The organism is Enterobacter sp. Ag1 (assembly GCA_000277545.1).
In the GTDB taxonomy this organism is placed as follows: Bacteria; Pseudomonadota; Gammaproteobacteria; order Enterobacterales; family Enterobacteriaceae; genus Cedecea.
In genome coordinates this window covers 1-9,031 of sequence record AKXM01000042.1, presented here as the reverse complement: position 1 = coordinate 9,031, position 9,031 = coordinate 1, and the positions used below count along the sequence as shown (strand labels likewise).

Here is a 9,031-nt window from a genome sequence, read left to right as displayed (position 1 = left end):
GGGATTGAAGCGAGGCACGGTTCCGGCTTAAATCGCCTCCGTTTTCTCTCCGACTGGCCAGGGTCCGGCCGTCGGGAACGGCCGGAGGCTGAGAGCGTCGGGAACGCATCTCAGCCGATCCAGAACTGGGAGATAAAACGGAGGTTTGCCGCTCACGCGGTCGATTTATTTGGCCGGGAGTCCGGATTCTCAGGGGAGTGACGGTGACTCCCCTGAGACGTTCACCAGCTCAGAAGCTACATAGGAATTAGGACTTGAAGTGAACGGAAGCTTAGCCGTTCCTCCATAGAACTTATTGGTCACTACAAGACAGCCTCAAAAAAGTAAGCGAATGAAATCGTAGCTACAGCGTTGAGCACCAGCCCTCTCACCTCTCTGGAGTGAGAGGCATTCTCCCTTAGCCTTTCGACAGTTGGCTATCTAAAGGATTTTTAGCCAGGAAATCAGCGCATTCCGGCGTCAAACGATCCACACGCTTCAACGTCATCCCGGCGTACTCCAGCGTGTCGCCGTTTAGGCCGATGTCGTAAATCTCGCGCTTGACGGTGACATTACGCAGATCGCCAGACAAATGCGTCAGCTTACCCGGAACCCCAATCACCCGCTGCCACTGGCGGCAATCCAGCGTATCGCCCTGCGGCGTGACCACCAGCGAAGCAATCGCCTCCGGGCTAACCAGCTCGCTCTGTGGCCCGCTGGACTGCCAGTAGCCCGCCATACCCGCCGGTGCTTCGGTACGAACGACCTGCTTATAATCTCTGATCTCGGTGCAGCCGCCCAGTGCTACCAGCGCCGCCAATACTAAAAGCTTCTTCATCGTCTATCCTGACTGCGGAGAAAAAATAATTCTGGCATTAAAGCCCGATGCCTGCCAGCAATTCCGCCTGGGGCACAAAAATTGATCCAGATTGTTTTTTCGTCTTTTCAGCCTGTTAAGCCCAAAAGATGGGCGTATGATGGCGCCTTCTTTTGCCCTTCGCGGCACGTTCTTCTGAGTTCAGAGGCGAAAACAATGACCTGGCACTCCTTTAAACACCAATACCTGGTAACCTTCTGGAAACCAATGCCCGCGGTGATCGCGGCCGGGATCCTCTCCACCTATTACTTTGGCATCACCGGTACCTTCTGGGCCGTCACCGGCGAATTCACCCGCTGGGGCGGCCAGCTCCTGCAGCTGATGGGCATTCACGCCGAAGAATGGGGTTACTACAAGCTAATTCACCTCGACGGCAGCCCGCTAACCCGTATCGACGGCATGATGATCATCGGCATGTTTGGCGGCTGTTTCGCCGCGGCCCTGTGGGCCAATAACGTCAAGCTTCGTTTGCCCCAGCACCGCATCCGCATCATTCAGGCCGTGCTCGGCGGGATCATTGCTGGCTTCGGCGCACGACTGGCAATGGGCTGCAACCTCGCGGCGTTCTTTACCGGGATCCCACAGTTTTCGCTGCACGCCTGGTTCTTCGCCCTTGCCACCGCCATCGGCTGCTGGTTTGGCGCGCGCTTCACGCTGCTGCCGATGTTCCGCATTCCGGTCAAGCTGCAAAAAGTCTCCGCTGCCTCCCCGCTCACCCAGCAGCCGGATCGCGCTAAGCGCCGTTTCCGTATGGGAATGCTGGTGTTTATCGGCATGCTCGGCTGGGCGGGTTTCACCGCCATAAACCAGCCAAAACTCGGCCTCGCCATGCTGTTTGGCGTCGGCTTTGGCCTGCTTATCGAACGCGCACAGATTTGCTTCACCTCCGCCTTCCGCGACATGTGGATCACCGGCCGAACCCAGATGGCCAAAGCAATTATTCTGGGGATGGCGGTCAGCGCCATTGGCATCTTTAGCTATGTTCAGCTTGGCGTAGAAGCCAAAATCATGTGGGCAGGGCCAAACGCCATCATCGGCGGGCTGTTGTTTGGCTTTGGTATCGTGCTGGCCGGAGGCTGCGAAACGGGCTGGATGTATCGCGCGGTTGAAGGTCAGGTTCACTACTGGTGGGTCGGTCTCGGCAACGTGATTGGCTCTACGCTGCTGGCCTGGTTCTGGGATGATATTTCTCCGGCGCTGGCCACCAGCTGGGATAAAGTCAACCTGCTGAATACCTTTGGGCCACTGGGCGGGCTGCTGGTGACTTACCTGATGCTGCTCGTCGCTTATCTGCTGATTGTCGGCTGGGAAAAACGCTTCTTTCGCCGTAAAAACCAGGCTATCGGCACCACAACAGGAGAAACCGCATGAGTCAGAACATTGTCCCGGATTACCGCCTGGACATGGTAGGTGAGCCTTGCCCTTACCCGGCTGTTGCCACGCTGGAGGCGATGCCGCAGCTGAAAAAAGGCGAGATCCTGGAAGTGATCAGCGACTGCCCGCAGTCCATCAATAACATCCCGCTGGACGCCAAAAACCACGGCTACACGGTGTTGGATATTCAGCAGGACGGCCCCACCATTCGCTATCTTATTCAGCGTTAATCATGCAAGGGGCAAAGCTGCCCCTTATTTCAACGAACCGGCTTCACCCACGCCCCGGAATCCAGCAGGAAACGCTCTGCGCTGGCAATTTTCTGTACCGCCCTGTCTCCGTGTTTAGCCACCAGCATCGCCAGCAAGCACTCGGCAATGCCCATGGCCGAGACTACGGAAGGAAAGAACGACGGGCTGTGCGCGGAGAAATAAAGCGTGCTGGCGGCGTGTTTCGCGAGTGGGGAGAGTGGAGAGTCTGTCAGCGCAACAATTTTGCTTCCGGCCTGCCGCGCCGCGCCCAGCACGTCCAGCGACTCACGCGAGTAAGGGGCAAATCCTATCATCAACACCACATCTTTGGGCGTCAGTTCGCGGGTGAAAATTTCGTAATTGCTCGCCTGGCCGTCGATAAGCGACACGTTCTTATTAAACAGGCGATAGATATAGAACAGCGTGTAGGCCACCGAATAGCTGGCCCGAAAGCCGCACACATAAACATGTTCGGCCGCATCCAGGACATCAACCGCCTGTTCCATTGCCTGCGGATTTTCAGCCTCGGTATGGGATAGATTTGCCGCATGGGCGTCAAACACTTCCTGATAGAGCGACGCCGTGCTGCCCTTATCGACCAGCTTTTCGGCCCTTGCCTGATGGGTTTCAATATTGAGGCCAAGCTCCTGAATAACGGCGGCTTTGAACTCTCCCCAGCCGACATAGCCCAGACGCTGAGCCAGGCGCAGCAGCGTGGCGGGCTTGACGCCAATGCGTGTGGCAAATGCCCGCATCGAAAGCGCAATTAAGTCCTTCATGTTATGCAGGCTCAACTCTGCCGCCCGCTGCAGCTCGGGGGTTAATGTCTCGTAATGTTCTTCTAGCTTTTGTTGCGGGGTCATAGGCTGACAGGACGCTCCCATTTAGACCGGAAATCCCTTCCGGTGTCTTGAAGGTATCGTCCTGATAGTGCAGTGAAATTACTTTTGACGTCAAATAAATAAGGGTATCAGGCAGGGATTAGCGTTAAAACGCTATTTTACTTAACATACTAACGTTGTGAAAACGCGGATGTGCGTCGCTTAACGTGCAGATAAGACACAAGCTGGATGAATGAAAGAGTCAAAGGCGGGGCAAAAATACAACGCACGGTCAAATACCAGACAAGAGCAAACAAGGCTTGCTCCTGTCTGAAATCAATCAGCCCATGCACTAAACCTGCATGTTCATCATATGAGGAGTTAAATTGTAAGATAGAGAAAGAACAGGAAACATCACGTTTAAGACAGAGATTTAGCGCGAGAGTGTTTGGACTGTTGGGAAGTTCACGCAACCTCGCGCTAGTTTTTTGTCCCATCAGTGCCCCATGCCATGAAGATGGCGCACGGCATTAGCGCAAGCCAACCCTCACCAGCACCGGTGTTGAGTTGCTTTGTGCTAATTTTTTCCTTGGATGCCCAGCAGGTACAGATGACAAAATGCCCACCTGAGTGGGCTATATTTTAAAGCATCTTTAATTTATGCAAATGATATTTTTGCTAATTAACGGTCCGACTTTTTCCGGAATAGTACTAGCCTTGAAGTAATCAAATTTACTAACATTCCTGCAATGCTCCCAGCAGCTACGCCTATAATCGGATTTTCATTAACTAATTTATAAGAGGATATAAGCCAACTATAAAGACCATAATTTACCACTCCGCCTGCCAGCATTAACGCGAGGTATGATACAAATTCGCTTTGCGGCTTCATGCCAGAGCTATTTTCCTTAAATGTGATCCTTCTATTGAATAGCCATGTCACAATAACTGCGCAGAAAAATGAGAATCCTCGAGCTGCATACGGCCCGAGGAACTCACGCAACATGTAAAGCACCGAGGTATCGATCAAGAAACCGAATACCCCACTAATTCCGAAGAAAAAAAATTCTCTCAGAACTTTTCTCATTTATCTTCTCTGGTATCTGGAAGAGCAATACCAAGGTAGACCAGCCGCTTCATTTCATGACGCCCTCTTGTGACATTATCCAGAACCAAACCGCAAACGAACGACAATGCAGCTGCTATCATGATAGAGGCTGCCAACACAGCCGTTGGCAGCCTGGGAACTAATCCTACTTGAAGATATTCAGTTAATATTGGGAATCCCAACACTAGCGAAACCATTGCCATGATCAAAGCAAAAATTCCAAAGAAAGAAAATGGGCGTTCACTTATATATAGTCGACCAATTGTTTTTAATATCCTCCACCCATCTCGATACGTAGACAATTTACTCACAGATCCTTCTGGACGAGCCCCATACGATGTCATTATCTCACCATATGGCATGCGAAGTTCTAACGCATGAACTGTAAGTTCTGTTTCAATTTCAAAACCATTGGAAAGCGCCGGAAAAGACTTAGCATATCTACGTGTGAATACCCGATATCCTGAAAGCATATCAGTAAAGTTTCCACCGAATATTTTAACAACGCTTTGAGTTAGTAAATAATTACCCCATTGGTGGCCGCGTCTGTATGCCTCTCCAGCAATTTCTTCTTTGGTTTCCCTACACCCGACGACCATATCTAGTCGGTTATCAAGAAGCTTGTCAACAAGAGACTGAACTGCGCTTGCATCATATGTTGCATCCCCATCGACCATCACGTAGATGTCAGCATCAACATCGGCAAACATTCTTCGTACAACATTCCCCTTTCCAGGAAGTTGCACAGAAACTACTTTTGCTCCAGCGCTGGAAGCAACAAGTGTAGTGCGATCACTTGAATTGTTATCAAAAACGTAAACATCAATCTCTGGCATAGCATCACGAAATCCGTGAATTACGGACTCTATCGCCGCCTCTTCATTGTAACAGGGAACGATTAATGCTACATGTTGACCACGATAATACATTACAACCTCGTTAATATGATTTATTTGTTTTTATAGAAAGCATAATAAAAGGAATGCTCGCTGACGTTGCCAGTATTGACCAATATGCGTATCTAAAGTCAGAAGCTACACCAACAAAAAGGTATGCAAGAAGGTATAAGAAACTTGATGCATTTAATGCCAGAAACATATCCCTTGTAAAACATTTTTTGGCAAACAACCCATATATAGAAAACAAAAAAGATGCTAAAAGCCAAAAACCAGGTTTGAAAACAAAACTGTCTTTTAGTAGATTAGTTGTCACCTCAAGAGTTCTGAACATACCTGTTTTTTCAAATTTAAAACCCAGATCATTATCTGCAGTTTGGCCACCTAATATTAAATTAGGATTCCACAATAAAATCATGAAGTTTTCATATCGGTGATGCAGGTATGCACCAGGTTCATTGTAGATTGCAGTAACCCATTTTTTCAATAAGGTTCCATCTGCCCATGCTCCTGATGCCTGAATATCGCTAAGCACATACTTGCATTCACCCCATGCATATACATCCCATGCTTTTGAGTTGTAGCAAATTGATGTTACTTTATCACTTTCAGAATTAGACCAATTCTCTTTGAAGTAATCTTTACCAGAGAAATGAGATATCCCTCCAATATCAAAGACTATTAATGATTGATAAGCCCTGCCCTTTGCCGCATTAAGAAAACCGTAATTAAATACCGACGTTAATAGAATGGTGCATGCTGGGAATAAGATAAGTATTATCAACCACTTTTTCCAGGATTGAATAGTTATCTTGCTAAAAAGAAGCCATACCAAAGGGAGCAAACCAAAAATTGCATTAAATCGAACCATGGTTCCCGCAGCTAACATTACCCCCGATGCAAGCAGCAGTTTTTTAATTCTTCTGTCCTTTTCATTATCTAAGTAGGAATACAATCCAATAATACCAACAGCAAATAACCACATGACTCCATGAAGTACGTCTTTCCATATGTGACTAAGCGTACCAACGGTGAATGGCATGAAGCCAGCAACTATAACCGCTAAAGAAAGTTTTCTATGCGATTGTGGAATGGATAAAGAAAGAAGAAATAACCCACCCCAGTACAAAATGCACTCAAGTAACAGCATTCCAAATGGGCCTGGTATCCAGTCGTTAACAACTGACCAAATAAAGCTCATTATTGGAGGGTGCCAATCACTGAAAATAAAACTGGTCGCTTGCTGGTATTGATCAATCGCGTCGCTACTGACTATCCCAGGGAAGAAAGCCCGCAAAGTTAATGCTAAGCCAATTGCTGCCAGGACTGCTTGCGGGGTTCTTTTTTTTATGTCGATGGTTGACATTGTCATTGATTTCCGTTGACTTGACATACAGCAGGGCGGGCATTATCACACAGTAAACGCACTCAGGCAAGCATTCATAAGTCAATCGTTTTATTCAAAAAACTGAGTTTTATGTACCCAGACATTAATTTACATGTTAAGAAAATGATTTCAGCATAGAAATTAATATAGAACAATAATATCTATTTATGTGATTGGAGGCTCGAAAAGCTTAAAATCTGGTACTTAGATACAGAACAGTTATTTAGCAAAAAACGTTTTAATACAAATAAGGGCAAGCAAAGCCTTTTTTGTGTCCACATTTCTGCCTCCAGGCATGAAAATGCCCCCACAGTGCCACCAAATCACCTCTAATAAAATACCATCACAACAGAGCATTAGCTTAAGACAAATCGAACCCATTCCCTGCCTGAGTTGTTTTGCGCTAATTTTTTGCCCCACGCATACCCCATGAGGATGAAGGAAAAACCCACCTGAGTGGGCTGTTTGTGCGGTCGGCGGCAGGAATCCTGACTATCCATTATTGGTAAAGGTGAGTACATCAGGCTGCGCTTTCAGCCTTCTTTTCTCTTGAAGATAATTTCGACCACGCGGCTCTAATTAATCTGTTGGCTGGCATTTCAATAAATTTAAATGAAACTATTGAAATTGCTATTGATAGCGCCAGGCACGCAAAAATATACGTAATAACGGATATTGCATCATCTTTTTCAGGGTTAATGATTTCTATGAGCTTAGATATGACCATCCAGTGAAACATATAGAATGAAAATGAAGCTTCACCAAGAAGAATGAAATATCTTCCAGATAACAGCTTAGAGATAAATCCATTATTAAATGAGAACGCGATAACTATGAAAGCCATGCATGGAATATACAATAAATCATATTTAACATTCATGTTTGAGATATGATTTGTTGCGAGATAAATAGTCAATGCAAGGGACGCCAAAGATAGAACCTCCATAGCACTGCATACGCTAACCTTTGGCTTCACAGGGTTATCTATGAAAACCCTACAAATTATAACGCCAATTATAAAATCACCAATTCTAAAGAATGGATTAATGTAAAACAACCAATGAGGGGTAACGTTAAATAATGGATTTATCATTGAGTAGATGCTGATTGCTAAAATAGCAAACAAAACAAACACAAGGTATCTAGTTTTTACTTTTACGAGCAAGCAGAAGCAAGCATAGAAGAACATTTCACATGAAATGCTCCATGAAACAGGGTTAAAAGAGAAGTAATACTTAACGTCTGGAATGAAAGCATGAAGCAATAGTGAATTGTAAACCAATGCCTCTTTATTTACGGCCTCAAAGTTTGCTGTATATCCAAATAAAAAAAGCACACATAACAATGACACTAAATGCACAGGGAACAACCGTGCCAGCCTGTGGACAATGAAATCTTTTTTACTGAACTCTCCACTTGCTATGTTTTTGTTGAAGCTGTAGTTAATAATAAACCCTGAAAGTATATAGAAGAAAGTTACCCCAACATAACCGTTAAAGAAGTAACGGGATACTTCGTGAAACTGAGGTATCGAGGATAACGACAAAATCCCGAGATGACTCACAAAAACACCTAGTGCCGCAAGCATTCTAAGAGATGTAAGGCTGTGAATTATATTTGTTTTTTTAGACATAAAACTGCCAGAAAGTTAAATATTTCTGGCAGGTTAGTTTCATATGGCTTCTATGTCAACGAGTGTAAATCAGAATTCCTGAACATCAGCCCCGGCAGCGATGTTCCATGTTGATTTCGGAGATCCATTGACACCTATGAGTCTGACTTTTTGGCCTGATCCGCTAGCTCTTGGTACTGTTAAGTTTGGTGCAGAAGGAGATATTGCCCAATCCCCGCCATTTATAACTACGCTAGATTCAATCAATCCAGCATTATCTATGTTGATTATGGGGGTGGGAGCAAGTGGGTTATGTTGTGATATTGGCAGATATCCGTTCACAATCAGGGATGGCCTAAACGATGGATTTCCTTGAACTGTAGCCCTTAGTTGCCCACCGACACACTCTTCCGTTGCGCAAGTATTCATCACTATGCAGTAAGGATTAACAAAATCAAACGCATAACTAACAGTTTCTCCGGCCATTGGAGTGCAGTTTTCTGCTGTGCAGTTTGTCATTGTTGTGTATTGCATCCCAGACATTCTGAAGCCGAACTGATACCCGTTGACCTGCACTAAGCGCATATCCATAGATGTTTGACCTGCTCCCCGTTGATTAATACACCGCGATGTTAGTAATGTCTTCATAAGCCACATGAGGACATCCCCATGAAGAAGCGTTTTTCCGACGAACAGATCATCAGTATACTCAGCGAGGCTGAAGAC

8 protein-coding genes and 1 pseudogene are annotated in these 9,031 nt (G+C 46.3%); 2 read left to right on the top strand and 7 right to left on the bottom strand.

Going from position 1 to position 9,031, the window contains the following annotated elements; genetic code table 11:
• Positions 1–397: 397 nt before the first annotated feature.
• A complete protein-coding gene (gene yedD, locus A936_RS17015; RefSeq protein WP_008459981.1) occupies positions 398–817 on the bottom strand; it encodes a lipoprotein YedD in 420 nt (139 codons plus the stop codon).
• Positions 818–1,012: 195 nt separating this feature from the next.
• Here yedD and yedE point away from each other — a divergent pair, with 195 nt between their 5' ends.
• Both yedE and yedF read left to right on the top strand, forming a co-directional pair.
• Positions 1,013–2,227, top strand: coding sequence for a selenium metabolism membrane protein YedE/FdhT (gene yedE / locus A936_RS17010; protein WP_008459979.1), 1,215 nt, complete (start codon positions 1,013–1,015; stop codon positions 2,225–2,227).
• Positions 2,224–2,460, top strand: a complete 237-nt coding sequence (gene yedF / locus A936_RS17005) for a sulfurtransferase-like selenium metabolism protein YedF (RefSeq protein ID WP_008459977.1) — start codon at positions 2,224–2,226, stop codon at positions 2,458–2,460. The genes yedE and yedF overlap by 4 nt, the downstream gene beginning before the upstream one ends.
• A 29-nt stretch (positions 2,461–2,489) precedes the next feature.
• Here the strand turns inward: yedF and A936_RS17000 are convergent, their stop codons facing one another.
• From A936_RS17000 to A936_RS22955, 6 genes and pseudogenes are all read right to left on the bottom strand, one after another.
• Entirely contained in the window at positions 2,490–3,344 is an 855-nt protein-coding gene (locus A936_RS17000) for a MurR/RpiR family transcriptional regulator (protein ID WP_008459975.1), read from the bottom strand.
• A gap of 640 nt (positions 3,345–3,984) precedes the next feature.
• Complete coding sequence (locus tag A936_RS16995) at positions 3,985–4,389, bottom strand: GtrA family protein (RefSeq protein WP_008459974.1); 405 nt, start codon at positions 4,387–4,389, stop codon at positions 3,985–3,987.
• Positions 4,386–5,339: a glycosyltransferase family 2 protein gene (locus A936_RS16990; RefSeq protein ID WP_008459972.1), complete on the bottom strand. Its 954-nt coding sequence runs from the start codon at positions 5,337–5,339 to the stop codon at positions 4,386–4,388. The genes A936_RS16995 and A936_RS16990 overlap by 4 nt, the downstream gene beginning before the upstream one ends.
• Positions 5,340–5,349: 10 nt before the next feature.
• Positions 5,350–6,672 carry a hypothetical protein gene (locus A936_RS16985; RefSeq protein WP_237717591.1) on the bottom strand — a complete coding sequence of 441 codons (1,323 nt, stop codon included), beginning with the start codon at positions 6,670–6,672 and terminating at the stop codon, positions 5,350–5,352.
• 541 nt (positions 6,673–7,213) lie between these two features.
• Positions 7,214–8,326, bottom strand: a complete 1,113-nt coding sequence (locus tag A936_RS16980; protein ID WP_008459968.1) for an acyltransferase family protein — start codon at positions 8,324–8,326, stop codon at positions 7,214–7,216.
• A gap of 69 nt (positions 8,327–8,395) precedes the next feature.
• A pseudogene (locus tag A936_RS22955) lies at positions 8,396–9,031 on the bottom strand (hypothetical protein); the annotation flags it as partial.

What these genes read in the sequence shown, in the direction of transcription:
- A936_RS17000 (WP_008459975.1), bottom strand. Translation starts at nt 3,344, where the DNA reads ATGACCCCGCAACAAAAGCTAGAAGAACATTACGAGACATTAACCCCC.
- A936_RS16980 (WP_008459968.1), bottom strand. Translation starts at nt 8,326, where the DNA reads ATGTCTAAAAAAACAAATATAATTCACAGCCTTACATCTCTTAGAATG.
- yedF (WP_008459977.1), top strand. Translation starts at nt 2,224, where the DNA reads ATGAGTCAGAACATTGTCCCGGATTACCGCCTGGACATGGTAGGTGAG.
- A936_RS16990 (WP_008459972.1), bottom strand. Translation starts at nt 5,339, where the DNA reads ATGTATTATCGTGGTCAACATGTAGCATTAATCGTTCCCTGTTACAAT.
- yedD (WP_008459981.1), bottom strand. Translation starts at nt 817, where the DNA reads ATGAAGAAGCTTTTAGTATTGGCGGCGCTGGTAGCACTGGGCGGCTGC.
- A936_RS16995 (WP_008459974.1), bottom strand. Translation starts at nt 4,389, where the DNA reads ATGAGAAAAGTTCTGAGAGAATTTTTTTTCTTCGGAATTAGTGGGGTA.
- A936_RS16985 (WP_237717591.1), bottom strand. Translation starts at nt 6,672, where the DNA reads ATGTCAACCATCGACATAAAAAAAAGAACCCCGCAAGCAGTCCTGGCA.
- yedE (WP_008459979.1), top strand. Translation starts at nt 1,013, where the DNA reads ATGACCTGGCACTCCTTTAAACACCAATACCTGGTAACCTTCTGGAAA.